A 17,702-nucleotide genomic window follows, 5' to 3' on the forward strand; every position below is an offset into this window, starting at 1 on the left:
GATGCCTGCCTCCGCGCTCGACCTGCTCAGCGGCGACGCCCAGACCTTCCTCGAGAAGGTCTGGGCGTCGCAGGTCCACCTGCACCGCACCGACCCCGAACGGCTCGTGGGGCTGCTCTCCCTCGACGACGCCGACACGCTGCTGACCTCCTCGGCGATCCGCACCCCGTCGGTGCGCCTCGCCAAGGACGGGGCGGTCCTGCCCGAGTCCGCCTACACCCGCCGCGCGACGCTGGCCGGCAGGCAGCTGACCGGGCTCGTCGACGCCCGCAAGGCGCTGGCACTGTTCGCGGACGGCGCCACGATCGTCTTCCAGGGACTGCACCGGTACTGGCCACCGCTGACGAGGTTGGTCGCCGAGCTCGAGCTCGAGCTCGGCCACCCCTGCCAGGCCAACGCCTACCTGACCCCACCGGGGGCCCAGGGCTTCGCGGTGCACTCCGACACCCACGACGTGTTCGTGTTCCAGACGGCCGGCCGAAAGCAGTGGGAGGTGCACGGACCCGACGGCGCCGAGGACGTGGTCCTCGAGCCCGGGCTGTCCATGTACCTGCCCACCGGCACCCCGCACGCCGCGCGGGCACAGGAGACGGTCTCCCTGCACGTCACCCTCGGCATCAACCAGCTGACCTGGCGCGGCCTGGTCGAGCGCAGCCTCGCCGACGTGCTGGCGCAGGTGCCCGACGCGCACCTTCCCGCCGGATACGTCACCGATCCGGCACCGCTGGCCGACCAGCTCGCCGAGCGGCTCGAGGAGCTGGCCGCGCGGGTGCGCACGATCGACACCCGTGAGGCCGTGGCCGCCGAGGTACGACGCTTCCTCACCACCCGCAGCCCTCGACTGGCAGGCGGACTGCACGACGTCCTCGCCGTGGAGACGATCGAGGACACCACCGTGTTGCGCCGGCGCCCCGGTGCTGCCTGCGTCCTGCAGCCGCGCGGCGACCGGCTCGAGGTGCTCCTCGGCGACCGCAGCCTGGACGTGCCCGCCCGGCTGCGCCCCGCGCTGGAGGAGATCCGCAGCCGCACCGAGCTCCGGCCCGCGGACCTCGCCCCGCACCTCGACGCCGCCAGCCGGACGGTCCTGTGCCGCCGGCTCGTCCGGGAGGGACTGCTCGAGGTCGTCCGATGACGACCCGCGACCCCGCGTTCCGCTGCGCCGCCGCCAGCCTGGAGCGTGCGGAGACCGCCGTCGGGACCGCCTCCACCGTGCAGGCGTTCCTGCTGGTGGAGAACCCCGGCCCGTGGGGCAGCGACGCGCTGCGTGAGGCCCGCCTGCCCGACGGTCTCGGCCCGGCGCTCGCCGCAGCGGCGGCCGCAGCGCGGGTGCGTCCGCTGCTGATCCGCCGGCCCGGCCGCGCGGTCTCCACCGTCTCGGAGGGCATCCGCGTGTTCGCGGCGTATGCCGACCCGGTGCGTCCCTGGCTGGAGACCACCGTCGTCTCAGACGCCGGCGAGCTGCTCGACCTCGACCTGGCCGCCCTCGGCGAGGGCCGCTCCCCGGGCCTGACGCCGTACGACGCCCCGTTGCTGTGCGTGTGCACGCACGGGCGGCACGACGCCTGCTGTGCCGAGCGGGGCCGACCGGTGGCCGCCGCGCTCGCGGCCGCGCACCCCGAGGAGACGTGGGAGGTCTCCCACATCGGCGGGGACCGGTTCGCTGCGAACCTGCTGGCGCTGCCGCACGGGCTCTACTACGGCCGGGTCGACCCGGCTTCCGCGCTCCGGGTCGCTCGGGCCCACCTGTCCGGTCACCTGGAGCTGGACCTGCTCCGTGGGCGCTCGTCGTACCCGATGCCGGTGCAGGCCGCGGAGGTCGCGCTGCGCCGCAAGCTCGGCGAGACCCGCACCCAGATGTTGCGGCTGGTGTCGCGGCGCCGCGCGGACGCCACCACGACGGCGGTGTTCGCCACCGGGCAGGCACGGTGGTCGGTGCGGGTGCACAGCACCACCGGCGACACCCCCCTGCAGCTGACCTGTCGCGCGCGCCGCGACAACGCCGTTCCGGTGCACGAGGTCGTCTCGATCACGGCGCTCGACGCCGAGGAGAGCGCCCGATGAGGCCGGGCGAGCTGCTGCACGGGCGCTACCGCCTCGAGGAGGTGGTCGGCCGCGGTGGGATGGGCGCGGTCTACCGCGCGAGCGACACCCGGCTGGGGCGCACCGTCGCGGTGAAGGTGCTACGCGATCCGGTCGGCCCCGACAGCCTGGACAGCCCCGACGGCCCAGGCAGTGCCGACAGCACCGCACGCGCCCGGATGCGCAGCGAGGCCAACCTGGCAGCATCGATCTCCCACCCCGGCGTGGCCCAGGTCTACGACCTGGTCGAGGAACGCGACGAGACGGGTGCGGAGACCGCCTTCATCGTCATGCAGTTCGTCGAGGGCCACTCGCTGGCACAGCTGCTCGACGACCAGGGTCCGATGCCGCCCGAGCAGGTGATGTCGGTGGTCGTGCAGGTCGCCGCGGGCCTGCAGGCCGTGCACGACGCCGGGATCGTGCACCGCGACCTCAAGCCCGCCAACATCATGCTCACCCCCGCCGGGCGCACCGTGCTGGTCGACTTCGGCATCGCCCGCAGCGCCACCAGCGACCTGCTCACCCGGACCGGCACCATGGTGGGCACCGCCGACTACATGAGCCCCGAGCAGGCCGAGGGCGCCTCGGCCACCCCGCGCTCGGACCTGTACGCCCTCGGCGTGGTGGCCTACCAGTGCCTGACCGGCGCCTCGCCGTTCCGGCGGGAGTCCCCCATCGCCACCGCGGTCGCGCACGTGCGCGAGGACCTGCCGGCCCTGCCCGCCCACGTGCCCGGCGACGTCGCCGCGCTCCTGGCCGACCTGAGCGCCCGGGACCCGGCGGACCGGCCGGCCGACGCCGCCACGGTCGCCCGGCGGGCGGCGGCGATCGGCGCAGCGGCGAGCATCGACGTCTCCGGCACCTTCGAGCTCGCCGCGCGGCGCGCCGTGCCGGCCGGCGACAGCACGGCCGGCGACAGCACGGACGGCACCGGCTCGAACGGCACCGGCTCGAGCGGCACCGGCACGACGTCGGTGCTCACGCGACCGCGTGTGCGGCGGATTCCGGCGCTCCTGATCGCCGGGCTCGGCGCGCTGGCCCTGCTGGGTGCCGGTGCCGGGTTGTGGGCGGCGAGCGGGGACGAGTCGACGGTGCCCAGCGTGGTGGGGCTCGGGCTCGCGGCGGCGACCGAGCGGCTCGAGGACGCCGGGTTGCAGGTGCGCCCGCGCAGCACGGACGCCGCCGGCACGCCGCGCGGCGAGGTCACCGCTCAGGAGCCCGAGCCCGGCGCCGCCGCGCCGGCCGACGACGTGGTCGAGCTGCTGGTCGCGACCGGCAAGGTCCGCGTCGTCGCCGACACCCTCACCGGGCGCCCGTACGACGAGGCTGCCGCCATGCTCGAGGAGCTCGGGCTGGTGGTCGCCCGGCGCGACGTCGTACGGGCGGGCGGGGACGACACGGTGATCGCGCTCGATCGCTCCGGGCGGGTGCCGGACGGGTCCACCGTCACGCTCTCGGTGGCGGTGGCACCCCCGCCGGGGTCCGGTGTCACGACGGGCGGCGCGGCGCAGACCACACCGGGGACGGGGCCGGCGGCGAAGAAGCCGAAGAAGGCCACGCCGAAGGGGAAGGCGAAGGGACCCGCGAAGGGCAAGGCGAAAGGCAAGGCGAAAGGGAAGCAGAAGGGCCAGGCGAAGGGGAAGGGTTGAGCCCCTTCGGGTACCGCATGGGACGTCCGCACAGCCGACCTGTCGAGCAGGGACTGGTGGGGAGCGCCCGCCTGATCGCCGTCGGTGCCCGCCATCGGTCTCTGATCGCCGGCGACGGGTAACGCAGGAGAAGAACCGGGACGTTCCGGCCCCGGCCAGGAGGAGGACCACGACATGGAGATCATCGGCGTCATCGTGGCCGGCATCATCATCGGCCTGCTGGGCAAGTTCGTCGCCCCCGGCGACAAGGACAACATCCCGATCTGGCTGACGATCCTGTGCGGCATCGGCGGGGTCATCATCGGCTGGTTCGTCTACACCGCCTTCGGCGGCGACGGCAGCAACGGTGTGGACTGGGTGCGCTGGATCGTCGCCATCGCCTGTGCCGCCGTGCTGGTGGTGATCGCGTCCACGGTGACGGGTCGCAGCCGGGGCGGGCGCTCGCTGCACCGCTGAGCCCGCGCCGCGCGCAGCCCGCGCCGCGCGGGCCGTAGCGCCGGCGAATGCACCAACGCCCCGCCGGCCAAGTGAGGACCGGCGGGGCGTCTGGCAGCGGTGGGGCCCCTAGGACACCGGGCTCCTCGTGCGCCACAACCGGAGTAGGGGTCTCGCTCGGGCGTCGACAGGGCACAGGGTCCGCTCCCAGGCGCTGCGCGGGCAACACTAGGGGTGACGGGACCGGTCGGCGGGCTTTTGCCGACACCCGCGCGGCAGAGCCCCACGCCGTCCGGTTCGCGCCTCGTGCCCCCTCGGGATCGGACGACACGGATCGTCTGGGAACCGGGCGCCAGGGCAGACCGAGATCACGCAGGCGGGTCACCGAGTCGACGCGCAACGTCCGCAGGGAACGACGTGCACGACCTGCGTCCGTACGACCTCGAAACGCCGCAGGTGGACGAGCTCGGAGCAACGCGCGGTCGCACCGCAGGGCGCGTCCCGGATCCGTCCGCACCGCGGGCACGCCAGGTGATGGTGGTCGCCCCCGAGGGTCGACTCGTAGCGCGCTGCGGCACCGGGGAGTCCCACCCGCGACGCAAGGTCTCCAGCGACGAGCGCGTCCAGGCAGTCGTAGACGGTCTGACGAGGAACCCTGGGCAGGATCTCCTCGGTTCGCGTGATGATCTCGGCAACCAGTAGGTGCGCGCGGTCGCGGCGCGCCGCGTCGAGCACCACCATCACGGCGAGCCGCGACGCCGTGATGCGAAGACCCGCTGCCTTCAGCCGCTCTGCTGAACCGGCCACGAGTTCTCGGTACCCGGGAGATCTGGACAGAGTCCGGGACACGCCCGGTAGGTCGGGAAATACCTGATCTGGGGCCCCTGAGGCCGGTGTCCGGAATGTGACGTGGGGTACATCGCAGGGATCCGAGGAAAGGATGACCGATGTCTACCCAGGACTTTCGTTCAGGATCCCCGGCCCCGACGGGCAGTGGAGATCAGACCGGCACCGCAGACCAGGCCAAGCAGGCCGCCGGGACCGCGGTGGACGAGGGCAAGCACGTCGCCGAGACGGCCAAGGACCAGGCCGCCGGCGTCGCGGCCGACGCCAAGGAGCAGGTGCGCAACCTCATCGGCGAGGCGCGGACGCAGGTCGAGGACCAGTCCCGCAGCCAGCTGGAGAACCTGGTCGCGACGCTGAAGACGTTCGCCGACGACCTGGAGAGCATGGCCCGTGGTGAGGGCCAAGGGTCCGGGCTCGCCAAGGATGTCGTGCAGCAGGTCGGCGACAAGGCTCGCGGGCTCTCCTCGCAGATCCAGGGGCGCGAACCCGCAGAGCTCTTGGACCAGGCACGCGATTTCGCTCGGCGCAGGCCAGGCACGTTCCTGCTGGGCGCTGTCGCTGCAGGGGTCGTCGCCGGGCGCCTCGCACGGGGCACGAAGGACGCCGCCTCCGCGGCCTCCGCACCGGCCGACGGCACGGATGCTCACGGATCGACCGGCGCCGTGCCGCCGCCTGCAGCGGTGGAGCCCACCAGGCCGGCGGGCACGGCCATGGCTGACCCGCTGTCCGGCACCGTCGCGCCGCCCCCTGGGCCACCTGCCGGCCCGGAGGCCACGCAGGGCGGTGGCACCCAGTGGGGCACCCCATGACCGAGCCGCAGGGCCCGACGCCCGGCGCTCCGCCGTACGCCGAGCCTCCGCCTGAAGGTCCGGCCGGCACCCACGCCACCTCCGAGGGAAGGTCTCTCGGCGACCTGGTCGGGGACATTGCGAACGACCTCACCACGCTGGTCAGGCAGGAGATCGAGCTGGCCAAGACCGAGATCAAGGCCGAGGCCAGCAAGGCCGGGAAGGGAGTGGGCCTGTTCGGCGGCGCAGGTGTAGCAGGCCACCTCGCGCTGATCTTCCTCTCCTTCGCCCTGCTGTTCCTGCTCGACACCTGGATGCACGCGGCATGGGCGGCACTGATCGTCGGTGCGCTGTGGGTGATCGCCGCCGGCGTGATGGCGTTGACCGGGCGCAAGGAGCTGAAGGCTGTGAACCCGAAGCTGGAGACCACGCAGAAGACACTGAAGGAGGATGCGGAATGGGCCAGGGACCTGAAGAACGGATGAGCGACGACATCGACCAGACCCGGCAGGACCTGTCGCGCGACGTCGATGCCCTCTACGACAAGGTCAGTCCTTCCCGTGCCGTCGGACGGCGCAAGGAAGCGGTCCGCGGACGGGTCTCTTCGCTCAGGGACAGCGTGATGGGCTCGGCCGGCAGCGCGTCGAGCACGGCGAGCGGGAGTGCACAGGGTGCGACGCACGCGATGGCCGACTCGGCCTCCGGCGCGGCTGGTGCGGTGCAGGACACAGCACAGTCGGCGATGCACGCCGTGGGGCAGCGCGCCCAGGGCTCGCCGCTCGGCGCCGGTCTCGTCGCCTTCGGCGCCGGCATGATCATCTCTGCCCTGATCCCAGCCAGCCAGAAGGAGGCTGAGGTCGCGCACCGGGTGACCGAGGCCGCCAAGGACTCGCCGCTGGCAGACGAGGCGAAGGCGGTCGGTCAGCAGGTCGGCGGTGAGCTGAAGGAGTCGGCGGTCCAGGCCGCTCAGCAGGTCAAGGAGTCGGCAGCGGGCGCCGCACAACAGGTCACCGACGAGGGTCGGTCCGCAGCGCAGGAGGTCAAGACCCAGGCACCGGGCGCCTGAGTCGGGTTCCCGAACGACGAGAGCGCTCCTTGCAACCAAGAACCGCTGAGTCCAGACCCGACCGGTCACCCGGTCTTGGGTCTGGACTCAGGGTCATGGTTCGGTCGGGCTGACATGTGAACCTGAGCGGTCGTGCCGGTGAGCCTTCAGACAGGAAACGGCCCCCTCGGCAGCGCAGTTCCCTTAGCGTGGACGGCGTGGGTTCCACGGAAGCACTCGTCACCGCCGAGCAGGTTCCTGACCTCTTGCTTGCCGCGCTTCCGTCGTTGTCGGAGGAGTGGGCGGAGGTTGCCGACGACAATGCCGACTCGGGTTCTCCGGGCGGTCGTCTTGGCTACCTCGACGCGTCTTGGGTGGTTGGCCACCTCGCCGACCGCCTCGCGGCGAGCGACACGAGCGAGTTCGATGCCGCCTTCGACTACATCGAGCACCTGATCCGTTACGGAGATGCGTATGTCTCGGAGCTGGGCGTGATCGGCTATCTCGAAGGAATGCAGACGCAGACCGTCACTTCGCGTGGTGTTGACCCGGAAGCGTTCCGACCTTGGCTCCGCCCGCTGTCTGCGAAGTATTGGGAAGCGATCAACAGGTTCTGGGAACTCGGCACCCCTATCCCGCGCATCCAGCCCGACTAGGCCGACACGGCGTCCGCTCCTCTCAACACTTCGATGACTCTTGAACCCGTTCGCGGTCTCTGTCGATGGACCAACGACACGAGACCACGAGGAGCGTGCTGATGTCAGACCCCGCCGCGCAGTCGATCACGGTGAGCCTGCCCATCGCCGACCGACCAGCATCGTCGGCCTTCTACCGAACGTTCCTCGGGCAGGATCCTTCGGGCGAGCCCCAAGACGACGGTGAGCCGGAACCGTTGCAGTTCGTGCTCAACGATGGCACACGCCTGATGCTGATCCCCACAGGTGGTTTCGCGTGGGTGGTCGGGGACGATCACCCAGTCGCCGGACCCGGCCAGGTCGAGGTCTTGCTTAGCCGAGCGGCAGCCAGCGAAGAGGAGGTTCGATCCTGGTGCCTCCTCGCGCTGTCCGGGGGAGGCCGGATCGTGGCCGAACCAAATCGCCAGCCGTGGGGCTACACCGCCGTCGTCGCCGACCCAGATGGTCACCTGTGGCAACTCGCCACGGGCTGACGGCTCTAGTTGAGGCCGCCGTTCATGTCGCTCGCCCCCGGCGACAAGGACAACATCCCGCTCTGGCTGACCATCCTGTGCGGCATCGGCGGGGTCGTCATCGGCTGGTTCGTCTACGCCGCCTTCGGCGGCGACGGCAGCGCCGGCGTGGACTGGGTGCGCTGGATCGTCGCCATCGCCTGTGCCGCGGTGCTGGTGGTGATCGCCTCCACCGTGACGGGACGCAACCGGGGCGGACGCGCGCTGCACCGCTGAGCCCGAGGCGGGCACGCCTGAGGCGGATCGGCGCGGGTCACCCTGGGTCGCCGTCGACCTCGGCACCCTCGAAGACCCGCCTCGGCGTGCCCTGCACCTGGACGGTGTTGTCCTCGAGCGTGAGGCCGGTGCCGGCCTCGAGGGTGATGCCGTTCCCTCGCCCGGTCACGCGGTTGCCGGAGATCACGACGTCGCTGGCAACTCCTGCACCGCGCCCCGACGAGCCGTCGTCCTCGGCCACGCGGATGCCCCAGAAGCCCTCGGTGGTGCCCCAGATCGCGTTGTCGCGGACGAGGGTGCCGGGCGCGTTGCGCAGCTCGATGCCCACCGAGGAGCCGGTGCGCCCGACGATCCCGTTGTCGTCGATGACGGTGTCGGGGGTGCCGAGGATGACGAGCACGCCCTGGTCGTTGCCGATCAGTCGGTTGTCGTGGACCCAGTTCCCCTCGCCGCTCGCGTCGTGCTTGTTCTCCTCGCCGCCCGGGTTGCCCAGCGCTATCGCGGCGGCATCGACCCCGGTGACCGTGTTGCCCCTGATCTCGTTGAGGTACTCGCCCTCGCCGTGCAGGTCGATGGCGTCCCGGACGCCGCCGTCGACGATGTTGTCGGCGATCAGGTTGTTGTGCGTGGGGAACTGCAGCAGGATGCCGTGGCGCAGGTGCGTGCCGTCGAGGCGGTTGCCCACGACCACGTTGTGCCGGGAGTCGTTCCCGGCGTCGGGATCGCGCTGGTCGGACTTCCCCTCGACCACGATGCCGTAGCCCGACCCGCCGGGACCGACGCTGGTGGCGTCGGCGACGCGACAGCCGGTCACCGTCACCTCACGGCTCGCCTTCACCGTGATGCCGTGGCGCTGGAACAGCTCCACGGAGACGTCGTCGATGAGCACCCGCCGACTGCCTTCCCCGTCGTCCTCGCCGATCTGCACGCCGTACATCGGCCCACCTCCCGGTCCTTCGTCGTCCGGGTCGGTGCCGAGGCGGCCGTCGTGCTCAGAGCTGATGGCCAGACCGCTCACGGTGGCGTTCTCGACGCCCGCCCCGCGCACGACCGCACTGTCGTCGTCCCCGTCGAACGACGAGCGGAGCACGGTGGCGTCGCTGCCCGCGCCGCGCAGGAGCACGCCGTCGGCGAGGACCAGGTTCGCGTCCTCGTCGTCGGGGTCGGCGGACCTCAGGTCGTAGACGCCCGCGGGGAGGACCACCTCGTCCCCGGCCTTCGCCACAGCCAACGCCTGCCGGATGGCGGGAGCGTCATCTCCGGTGCCAGGGTCCGGGTCGGCACCCAGGTCCGTGACATCGAGGGCCCTCCCGGTCGGGCCGGGCGGCACGGAGACCTCGACAGGTGTCCCGCCGGGACCGACCAGCCCGGCGGAGGGCGCCACCGGCGTGGATCGTGGGGGCGCGGGATCGTCCCCGGTGCAGGCGGCCAGCGGGACCGTCAGCAAGCAGACGACGATCCCGCACCGCCTCAGTGCCGACATGGACGCGGGGCTCTCCACATCATCGGCGGGTGCTACCTCCGCTTCCGCACCTTGATCACGAGGGTCCTGGCGGCCGGCTTCGCGACGTCCGAGCCTCGGTAGACGATCCGGAGCCGGTGGGTGCCGGCCTTGAGCCGCTTGATCCGGAACCGTGCCTTCCCTGCGGCGTCGAGGGTGTCACGTCCGATCACGGCGCCGTTGGCCTTCCTGACGAACACCCTGCCGGCGGCGGGTCGCCCGCCCGAGACCACCCTGAAGCTGAGGCGGGCGCGGACCTTCGGGGTCAACCGCTTGGGGCGCACGGTCGGCTTCAGGATCCGGGAGGGCGCCTTGACGACGGGCGGTGCGATGTTCACCGGCACCGACTGACGCAGCGGGAGGCTCTCGGAGGATCCGCCGACGTACACCCCGAACCTGCCCACCGGTGTCCGCCACTCCCCGTCCGCCCAGCGCCTGAGATCGTTGGGATCCGTGGGGGCGAAGTAGGAGAGCGGGTGGTTGGCCGCGTCGACGTCCAACACCACCGAGACGCGCTTGCTCGCGCCGGGGTTGAGGCTGACCTTCTTGAACTCGACCAGGCGGTTGAAGTTCTCGCCGGCCTCCGCAGGCAGCCTCAGGTACACCTGCGAGGCCTCCTTGCCGGCGACGTTGCCGGTGTTGGTCACGGTGTAGCTGACACGCAGACCCGTCTGCCGTCCGTTCTCGCGGATGTCGTCGACCTTGAGGTTGCTGTAGCCGAAGGTCGTGTAGGACAGCCCGAAGCCGAACGGGAACAGGGGTTGGGTGCCAGTCGCCTGGTACCACCGATAGCCCATGTTGAGCCCCTCGGTGTAGCGAACGACCCGCTGTGGCTCACCGGGGATGGGGTCACGACCGATGCCGCCGGGGGACCCGGTGTCCTCCTTGACCCCGGGGTACTGCTGCTGGGTCTGGTACGCGGCCTCGCGGTCGGTCTTCCCGAACGTCACCGGCAGCTTGCCGGAGAAGTTGTTGACCCCGAACAGCGCCTCTGCCACGACGTTGCCGTCCTCCTCGCCGGGGTACCACGCCTCCACCAAGGTGTCGACCTTGTCGATCCACGGCATGTTCACCTGCCCCTGGGTCTTCAGCACCGTGACCGCGTCCGGAGCGGCGTCCAGCACGGCCGGAGCCAGCTCCTGCTGATTGGTGCCCGTCACCGTGGGCAGATCGAGGTCGGGAACCTCGTTCGCGGCCCCCGTGGGGCTGCCGCCGGGGTTCTCCTGCGGCCAGTTGCTGTTCTTGTCCCAGGTCTCTCGCGCGACGTCACCGAGGATCAGGATGGTCACGTCGGAGCTCTTGGCGAGCGCGACGGCGCTGTCGATGTCGGTGCCGTCGTTGTAGGTCACCGTGGCGTCGGAGCCGAGCCTGCTGAGGACGTTCTCCAGGCCCTCCTGCGGGCTGATCGTGAACGGCGCGTTCACCGTGATGTTTCTGCTCCGGTCCCCGCTGCGCGGCGGCAAGGTCGCCTCGCCGGCGAACCAGTCGGCGCCGATCAGCGCCACCGAGTCGATCGAGTCGGCCTTGAGCGGCAGGACCCCTTTGTCGTTGCGCAGCAGCACCAGGCTGTCCTCCGCTGCGTCCTTGGCGACCTGGGCGTGGCTCCCGCCCTGCTGGAGCTGGCCCGCGATCCGGTCAAACGTGAACTCGGTCTCCGGGCGGTCGAAGTCTCCGAACTGGAACATCTTGATGTAGCGCTCGCGCAGCATGTCGTCGATGTCGGCCTCGGTGATCTCGCCCTTGTCGAGCGCGGCCTTCACGACGTCGGGCGCGTACCATTCCGGCGCCTCGTCCACCTCGACATCGGTGCCGGCGAGGATCGAGGGCACGGTGCTCTGCGCAGCGCGCCGGTCGGAGAAGACGTAGCCGTCGAAACCCCACTTCTCGCGCAGGGTCTGTCGCAGCAGGGGCTTGCTCTCGCAGTTGTAGGTGAAGTTCACCTGCCCGTAGGCGCACATCACCGACGCGACGTTGGCGTCCTTGACGGACATCTCGAACGGCAGCAGGTAGAGCTCGTGCATCGCCCGTGAGGGGACCCGGACCGCCGCGGTCCACCGCTCGAACTGGAACTCGGTGTCGTTGGCGACGAAGTGCTTGGCCGTCGCCTGGCTCACGCCGCGCTGCTGGATGCCGCGAATGATCTGCGACCCGAGGGCGCCGGTCAGGTACGGGTCCTCGCTGAAGAACTCGTTGTTGCGCCCGCCGTACGGCGTGCGGATCAGGTTCATGACCGGGCCCCAGAGCACCTGGTGCGCCCAGGCCTGCAGCTCGCTGTCGAGCACCTGACCCCACCGCCGGTTGAGCGGCCGGTCGAAGGTGGCCGCCGAGGCGATCTGGGCGGGCAGCGCGGTCGCGGTCGGCTCCGGGAGGCAGTCGCCACCCCGGATGCCGGTCCCGCCGTTGGCCATCCGGAAGTCAGGGATGTCCAGCTCCGGGATGCCCTCGATGTGACGGCCGATCAGGGTGAAGTCACACCCCTGCCCGTTGCCGTCTTCGCCGTCGTCGAGGTCCTCGTTGTAGACCGGCTTGTTGAAGATCTGCTCGAGCTTCTGGTCGAGCGTCATCGCGTCCAGCAGGAGCTCGGCCCGCTGTTTCGCTGGGAGTGTGGTGTTCATCCACGGCAGCTCGTCCTGCGCTGCGGCAGGCTGCTGGGTGGTCACGGCCACCCCGAACGTCGCGGCCGTCAAGGTGAGTGCGATGAGCGCACTGACGAATCTTCTCTTCATAGCAAGGCCCGATTCCTTGTGTGACATGAGTCACTACAGCATGCGCCTGTCGGAATCCGACGGCAAGGCGGCCGCAGCCGGTCGGATGGCGCCGGGGCGAGGCGCGAGCCCACGCGCGAGCCCATGAGAACGTGGGCGAGGTCGGTCGCGGAGAGACAGAAAGGGCCGCAGGACCGGCAGATTCGCTGATCCGGAACGCCCGCAGGCACTCCATGCTCGTTCGCGGGGATGCTCACGCGGACGGCGCGGTCAGGGGGAGCAGACGATGCCTTTTCTGGTGACCGGCTCAGGTCCGCCAACGCTTTCAGGCCCGGAATTCCGTGGAATTCCGGGCCTGATCTGTCGGGCTGACAGGATTTGAACCTGCGACCCCCTGACCCCCAGTCAGGTGCGCTACCAAGCTGCGCTACAGCCCGAACACTTCCGCCGTCACCGGCAGGAGCAGTCGGGACCTTACCGCAGCACTCGGCAGGGACGAGAATCGCCCTGGGTGTCTACCTGAAGTCGCGCGAGGACTGCCGCACCTGCAGCGCCTGTCCCGAGCCGGGCAGGACGGTGTCCAGCGACTCGATCCGGTCCGCGACCAGGTTCGTCACGCCGTCCTGCCGCTCCAGCCTGCCCCGTACGACGACCGCGACCTTGTTGCGCGCCACCTGGCGGTGCACCCGCATCACCCCGGGCGAGCAGACCACGTTGAGCATGCCGGTCTCGTCCTCGAGGTTGAGGAACGTGACTCCCCCGGCGGTCCCGGGGCGCTGACGGTGGGTCACCAGCCCGGCGACGTGGACGCGGCGCCCCGCCTCGGTGCGGGCCAGGGCCCCGATGCTGGCGACCCCGGCGGCGCTCAACGCGTCGCGGTAGTGCTGGATCGGGTGCAGGTCGGTGGAGACGCGGGTGGCCCACAGGTCGGCCAGCGTCACCTCCATCGGGCTCATCCCGGGCAGCGTCGGCGGTGGCGGCGCCGGGGTGCTGCCGGGCAGCTGGGCCTCGTCCTCGGCGTAGCCGGCCATCCACAGCGCCTGGCGGCGGTCCAGGCCGAGGCTCTCGAAGGCCCCGGCGGTGGCGAGTGCCTCCAGGTGCGTGGTCCCCAGCCCGGCACGGCGGGAGAGGTCGCGCAGGTCGACGAACGGCGCCTCGGCGCGGGCGGCGACGATCCGCGCGGCGAGCTCGGTGCCGATGCCCTTCACCGAGTCCAGCCCGAGCCGGACTGCCCAGCCGTCGTCGTACCGGTGCTCGTCCGGCTCCGCGCTCGGGTCGCACGGCTCCATGCCCGCCTGCACGCCGGAGAAGGCGATGTCGGGGCGCAGCACCTGCACGCCGTGGCGCCGCGCGTCGGCGACCAGGGACTGCGGGGAGTAGAAGCCCATCGGCTGGTTGCGCAGCAGGCCGGCCAGGAACATCGCCGGGTAGTGCAGCTTGAACCACGACGAGGCGTAGACCAGCAGCGCGAAGGCCAGGGCGTGCGACTCGGCGAACCCGAAGCCGGCGAAGGAGAGGATCTTGACGTAGATGCCGTCCGCGACCTCACCGGTCAGCCCCTTGCGGGCCATGCCGGCGTAGAGCTTCTCCTTGATCCTCTCGATCCGCTCCACCCCGCGCTTGGAGCCCATCGCCCGGCGCAGCAGGTCGGCGTCGTCGCGTGAGCAGTCGCCCAGCACCACCGCCATCTGCATCAGCTGCTCCTGGAACAGCGGCACCCCCAAGGTGCGCTCCAGCACCGGCACCAGCAGGGGGTGGTCGTAGGTCACCGGGTCGCGGCCGGTCTTGCGGCGCACGTAGGGGTGCACCGCACCGCCCTGGATCGGTCCGGGTCGGATCAGCGCGATCTCGATCGCCAGCTGGTAGAACGAGTCCGGCTTCAGCCGCGGCAGCGTGCCGATCTGGGCTCGCGACTCCACCTGGAACACCCCGATGGAGTCGGCGCGGCCGAGCATCTCGTAGACCTCCGGCTCCTCGCGCGGGATCGTCTCCAGCGTCCAGCGCCGGCCGGTGTGCTCCTCGATGAGCCGCATCATGTGGTCCAGCGCGCCGAGCATCCCCAGGCCGAGCAGGTCGAACTTCACCAGCCCCATCGACTCGCAGCCGTCCTTGTCCCACTGCAGCACGGTGCGGCCCGGCATCCGGGCCTTCTCGATCGGGCAGACCTCGCCGATCGGGCGCTCGGTGAGCACCATGCCGCCGGAGTGGATGCCCAGGTGGCGCGGGGCGCCCATCATCTCCTCGGCCAGCTCCGCCACCTGCTCGGGGATGCCGAGGCCACGCTCCACCTCCCGGCCCCAGCCGTCGATCGACTTCGACCAGGCGTCCTGCTGGCCGGGCGAGAAGCCGAGCGCCTTGGCGGCGTCGCGCACCGCCATCCGCGGCCGGTAGGAGATCACGTTGCACACCTGGGCGGCGTTGCGCCGCCCATAGGTGTCGTAGACCCACTGGATGACCTCCTCGCGGCGGTCGGAGTCGAAGTCCACGTCGATGTCGGGCTCCTCCTCGCGGTGCTCGGAGATGAACCGCTCGAAGGGCAGGTTGTAGTAGACCGAGTCGACCGCGGTGATCCCGAGCGCGTAGCAGACCGCCGAGCTGGCCGCCGAGCCGCGGCCCTGGCACAGGATCCGGTTCTCGCGGGCGAAGGCGACGATGTCGTGCACGATGATGAAGTAGCCCGCGAAGTCCTTGCGGTTGATCACGTCGAGCTCGCGCTCGATCCGCTCCCGCGCGGCGGCGGCGTGCTCGGTGTGCGCGTAGCGCTCGGTGAACCCGCGCTCGGTGAGCTCGCGCAGCCAGGTGCTCGGCGTGTGCCCGGCGGGGATGCCCTGCTTGGGCAGGCGCGGCGAGGCCTTGCGCAGGTCGAAGGCCAGCTCGGCGGCCAGCTCCACCGAGCGGTGCACGGCGTCCGGGCGCCGGGCGAAGCGCTGCAGCATCTCCTCGCCGCTGCGCAGGTGCGCTCCCCCGGACAGGTCCAGCCAGCCGTCGAGCTCGGCGATGCTGCGCCGGGCGCGGACCGCGGCCAGCGCCGCCGCGAGCCGGCGCCGCGACGGAGCCGCGAAGTGCACGTTCCCGGTGGCCACCACTCCCAGTCCGCGGTCGTCGGCGATCGCGGCGAGCAGGTCGTTGGTCTCCTCGGCGCCGGGATGCTCGCCTGCGATCAGCTCGACCACCACGTGCTCGGCACCGAACCGGGCGACCAGCCGGTCGAGCTCCGCGGCGGCCGCCGCCGGGCCGTCGGCGGCCAGCGCACGTCGTACGGCGCCCTTGCGGCAGCCGGTCAGCACCAGCCAGTGGCCGCGGCCGCGCTCGGCGAGCTCGTCGAGGTCGTGCGCGGGGCTGCCCTTCTCCGGTGCCCGCAGCCCGGCCTCGGTGATCGCCCCGGAGAGCCGGTGGTAGCCCTCCACACCCCGGGCGAGCACCAGCAGGTGGGTGCCGGTCGGGTCGGGCACCCCGTTCTGAGAGCCGTCCAGGCCCAGAGTGAGCTCGGCGCCGTAGACGGTGGGCAGGGCGTGGTCCGTGGCCGCCTCGGCGAACAGCGGCGCGCCGGCGAAGCCGTCGTGGTCGGTCAGCGCCAGCCCGCTCAGCCCCAGCCGGACCGCCTCGGCGACCAGCTCGCCCGGTGAGCTCGCCCCGTCGAGGAAGCTGAAGTGGCTGTGGCAGTGCAGCTCGGCGTACGGCGCGGCGTGCTCGGGGCGGCGGATCGGCACCGGAGCGGCGCGCGGGTGCTTGCGCCGGGAGACCGGCGCCTCCAGGTCCGGCGCCCGGCCGGAGAGCCGGCGCTCCAGCTCCCGCCACGGCACCGGGGGGTTGTTCCAGCCCATGGCGGATCAGGCGACGTCGTCGGAAGGGCTCATGGACCTACGCTAGTCGAACATCTGTTCGATCCCAAGGTCTCCGACGCAGGTCCGCCGGTGCGTTGTGACCCGAGCCACCCCGATCCGCGGAAGCAGGCGCCGCCACACCTCGTTGAAACTTCCATGACTCTCGCGCTCTCGGCCGAAGCCCAGGACCTGCTGTTCCGCCAGGCCCGCACCGCCAACACGTTCACCGACGAGCCGGTGAGCGAGGAGCAGGTGGCCGCCATCTACGACCTGGTGAAGTACGCACCGACCGCGATGAACACCCAGCCGCTCCGGGTGCTGCTGGTCCGCACCGACGAGGGTCGTGAGCGTCTTCTCAAGCACATGTCCGAGGGCAACCGGGAGAAGACCGCCAGCGCCCCGCTGGTGGCGGTGCTGGCCGCGGACACCGCGTTCCACGACACCCTGCCGCGCACCTTCCCGCACTTCCCCGGCGCCCGTGACCTCTTCGCCGACGACGCCGCCCGGGAGCAGACCGCCCGGTTCAACGCCACGCTGCAGATCGGCTACTTCCTGCTCGGCGTCCGCGCGGCCGGTCTCGCCGCCGGCCCCATGGGCGGCTTCGACGCCGACGGCATCGACGCCGACCTGCTGGCCGGCACCTCCTGGAAGTCGCTGCTCGTGGTCAACATCGGCCGCCCCGGCAAGGACCCGTGGTTCGACCGGCTCCCCCGCCTGGAGCAGGACGAGGTCGTCCGGGCCCTCTGACCCGAAGGCGCCGGCCGGTCGCTCAGCCCGCGGGGGCGACCGGCTGACGCAGGATGGTGCGCAGCCGCTCCGGTGCGGTGCGCCGCGGGTCACCGAGGTAGATCTCGTGGTGCCGGCCGGTGGGCCGAAGCCCTGAGGCCGCCGCGAAGGCATGCAGCGCGGCGACCGTGGGCCCCTCGTCGTCGTACGACCCGACGTGCAGGACCTGCACGCAGCGGCCCTCGACCAGCGGCGCGAGGCGCACCCGGTCCAGGGCGGCCGGGGACCGCTTCCGCTCGACCTCGGCCACCGCGGCGGCGAACTGCTCCGCGGTGATCCAGTCCGGGGCCAGGATCATCATCGTCCAGTCCCACTGCGACTTGTCGCGGCGCGAGGTGAAGGTCTCCGGGTCCGCCGCCGACCAGAGCCCCTCCAGCGGCATCACCACGTAGTCACGGTCCAGCTGCCGCTTGCTGGCGAGCTTCAGCGCGTAGGCCACCGGATAGAGCGCCTCCAGCGCCTGGGTGTACTCCTCCGCGGTGTTCGGGTCGCCGTGCCCGTCGACCATCAGGTACTGCAGCGGCGGGACGTCGAGCACCCGCGGCTCGCCGCGGCGCGCGGCGTAGCAGTCGAGGTCCTTCTTCAGGTCGACCTTCACCGCGGGACCCCCTGGTCAGCTCG

General features: G+C 71.5%; 16 protein-coding genes and 1 tRNA gene. 11 read left to right on the top strand and 6 right to left on the bottom strand.

Annotated elements, in window-relative coordinates; all coding sequences use genetic code 11:
* The first annotated feature begins 1 nt into the window (after position 1).
* The 4 genes from KG111_RS09695 (at position 2) to KG111_RS09710 (ending at position 4,184) form a co-directional block, all read left to right on the top strand.
* Complete coding sequence (locus tag KG111_RS09695) at positions 2 to 1,132, top strand: cupin domain-containing protein (RefSeq protein ID WP_205290426.1); 1,131 nt, start codon at positions 2 to 4, stop codon at positions 1,130 to 1,132.
* On the top strand, positions 1,129 to 2,061 hold the full coding sequence (locus KG111_RS09700) for a ferredoxin family protein (protein WP_205290427.1): 933 nt from the start codon (positions 1,129 to 1,131) through the stop codon (positions 2,059 to 2,061). Before KG111_RS09695 ends, KG111_RS09700 begins: the two co-directional genes overlap by 4 nt.
* Positions 2,058 to 3,728 carry a protein kinase domain-containing protein gene (locus KG111_RS09705; RefSeq protein ID WP_213449976.1) on the top strand — a complete coding sequence of 557 codons (1,671 nt, stop codon included), beginning with the start codon at positions 2,058 to 2,060 and terminating at the stop codon, positions 3,726 to 3,728. The genes KG111_RS09700 and KG111_RS09705 overlap by 4 nt, the downstream gene beginning before the upstream one ends.
* A gap of 174 nt (positions 3,729 to 3,902) precedes the next feature.
* The gene (locus tag KG111_RS09710; RefSeq protein WP_205292957.1) at positions 3,903 to 4,184 is read left to right on the top strand and encodes a GlsB/YeaQ/YmgE family stress response membrane protein; all 282 of its coding nucleotides are present in this window, start codon (positions 3,903 to 3,905) and stop codon (positions 4,182 to 4,184) included.
* A 360-nt stretch (positions 4,185 to 4,544) separates the two neighbouring features.
* Here the strand turns inward: KG111_RS09710 and KG111_RS09715 are convergent, their stop codons facing one another.
* On the bottom strand, positions 4,545 to 4,970 hold the full coding sequence (locus KG111_RS09715; RefSeq protein ID WP_205292956.1) for a Fur family transcriptional regulator: 426 nt from the start codon (positions 4,968 to 4,970) through the stop codon (positions 4,545 to 4,547).
* Between the two features lie 140 nt (positions 4,971 to 5,110).
* Between KG111_RS09715 and KG111_RS09720 the strand changes: the two genes are divergently transcribed.
* The 6 genes from KG111_RS09720 (at position 5,111) to KG111_RS09745 (ending at position 8,265) form a co-directional block, all read left to right on the top strand.
* Positions 5,111 to 5,818 (top strand): hypothetical protein, encoded by a 708-nt coding sequence (locus KG111_RS09720; protein ID WP_205292955.1) that lies wholly within the window; start codon positions 5,111 to 5,113, stop codon positions 5,816 to 5,818.
* Positions 5,815 to 6,282 carry a phage holin family protein gene (locus KG111_RS09725; protein ID WP_205292954.1) on the top strand — a complete coding sequence of 156 codons (468 nt, stop codon included), beginning with the start codon at positions 5,815 to 5,817 and terminating at the stop codon, positions 6,280 to 6,282. Before KG111_RS09720 ends, KG111_RS09725 begins: the two co-directional genes overlap by 4 nt.
* Entirely contained in the window at positions 6,255 to 6,863 is a 609-nt protein-coding gene (locus KG111_RS09730; RefSeq protein ID WP_205292953.1) for a DUF3618 domain-containing protein, read from the top strand. The genes KG111_RS09725 and KG111_RS09730 overlap by 28 nt, the downstream gene beginning before the upstream one ends.
* A 197-nt stretch (positions 6,864 to 7,060) precedes the next feature.
* Positions 7,061 to 7,498, top strand: a complete 438-nt coding sequence (locus KG111_RS09735) for a DUF7674 family protein (protein ID WP_205292952.1) — start codon at positions 7,061 to 7,063, stop codon at positions 7,496 to 7,498.
* A gap of 101 nt (positions 7,499 to 7,599) precedes the next feature.
* Entirely contained in the window at positions 7,600 to 8,010 is a 411-nt protein-coding gene (locus KG111_RS09740; RefSeq protein ID WP_205292951.1) for a VOC family protein, read from the top strand.
* Positions 8,011 to 8,034: 24 nt separating this feature from the next.
* Positions 8,035 to 8,265, top strand: a complete 231-nt coding sequence (locus KG111_RS09745; RefSeq protein WP_205292950.1) for a GlsB/YeaQ/YmgE family stress response membrane protein — start codon at positions 8,035 to 8,037, stop codon at positions 8,263 to 8,265.
* Positions 8,266 to 8,302: 37 nt separating this feature from the next.
* Here the strand turns inward: KG111_RS09745 and KG111_RS09750 are convergent, their stop codons facing one another.
* The 4 genes from KG111_RS09750 to KG111_RS09765 form a co-directional block, all read right to left on the bottom strand.
* Positions 8,303 to 9,649, bottom strand: a complete 1,347-nt coding sequence (locus KG111_RS09750) for a right-handed parallel beta-helix repeat-containing protein (protein WP_205292949.1) — start codon at positions 9,647 to 9,649, stop codon at positions 8,303 to 8,305.
* Positions 9,650 to 9,780: 131 nt separating this feature from the next.
* Positions 9,781 to 12,519, bottom strand: a complete 2,739-nt coding sequence (locus KG111_RS09755) for a beta-glucosidase family protein (protein ID WP_213449977.1) — start codon at positions 12,517 to 12,519, stop codon at positions 9,781 to 9,783.
* A gap of 315 nt (positions 12,520 to 12,834) precedes the next feature.
* Positions 12,835 to 12,908 (bottom strand) — tRNA-Pro (locus tag KG111_RS09760).
* A gap of 78 nt (positions 12,909 to 12,986) precedes the next feature.
* Entirely contained in the window at positions 12,987 to 16,295 is a 3,309-nt protein-coding gene (locus tag KG111_RS09765) for an error-prone DNA polymerase (protein WP_205292947.1), read from the bottom strand.
* 156 nt (positions 16,296 to 16,451) lie between these two features.
* Here KG111_RS09765 and KG111_RS09770 point away from each other — a divergent pair, with 156 nt between their 5' ends.
* Positions 16,452 to 17,042: a malonic semialdehyde reductase gene (locus KG111_RS09770; protein WP_205292946.1), complete on the top strand. Its 591-nt coding sequence runs from the start codon at positions 16,452 to 16,454 to the stop codon at positions 17,040 to 17,042.
* A 22-nt stretch (positions 17,043 to 17,064) separates the two neighbouring features.
* Here the strand turns inward: KG111_RS09770 and KG111_RS09775 are convergent, their stop codons facing one another.
* Positions 17,065 to 17,679, bottom strand: a complete 615-nt coding sequence (locus KG111_RS09775) for a GyrI-like domain-containing protein (protein WP_205292945.1) — start codon at positions 17,677 to 17,679, stop codon at positions 17,065 to 17,067.
* Positions 17,680 to 17,702 lie beyond the last annotated feature (23 nt).

This window comes from Nocardioides faecalis (assembly GCF_018388425.1).
GTDB lineage: Bacteria > Actinomycetota > Actinomycetes > Propionibacteriales > Nocardioidaceae > Nocardioides > Nocardioides faecalis.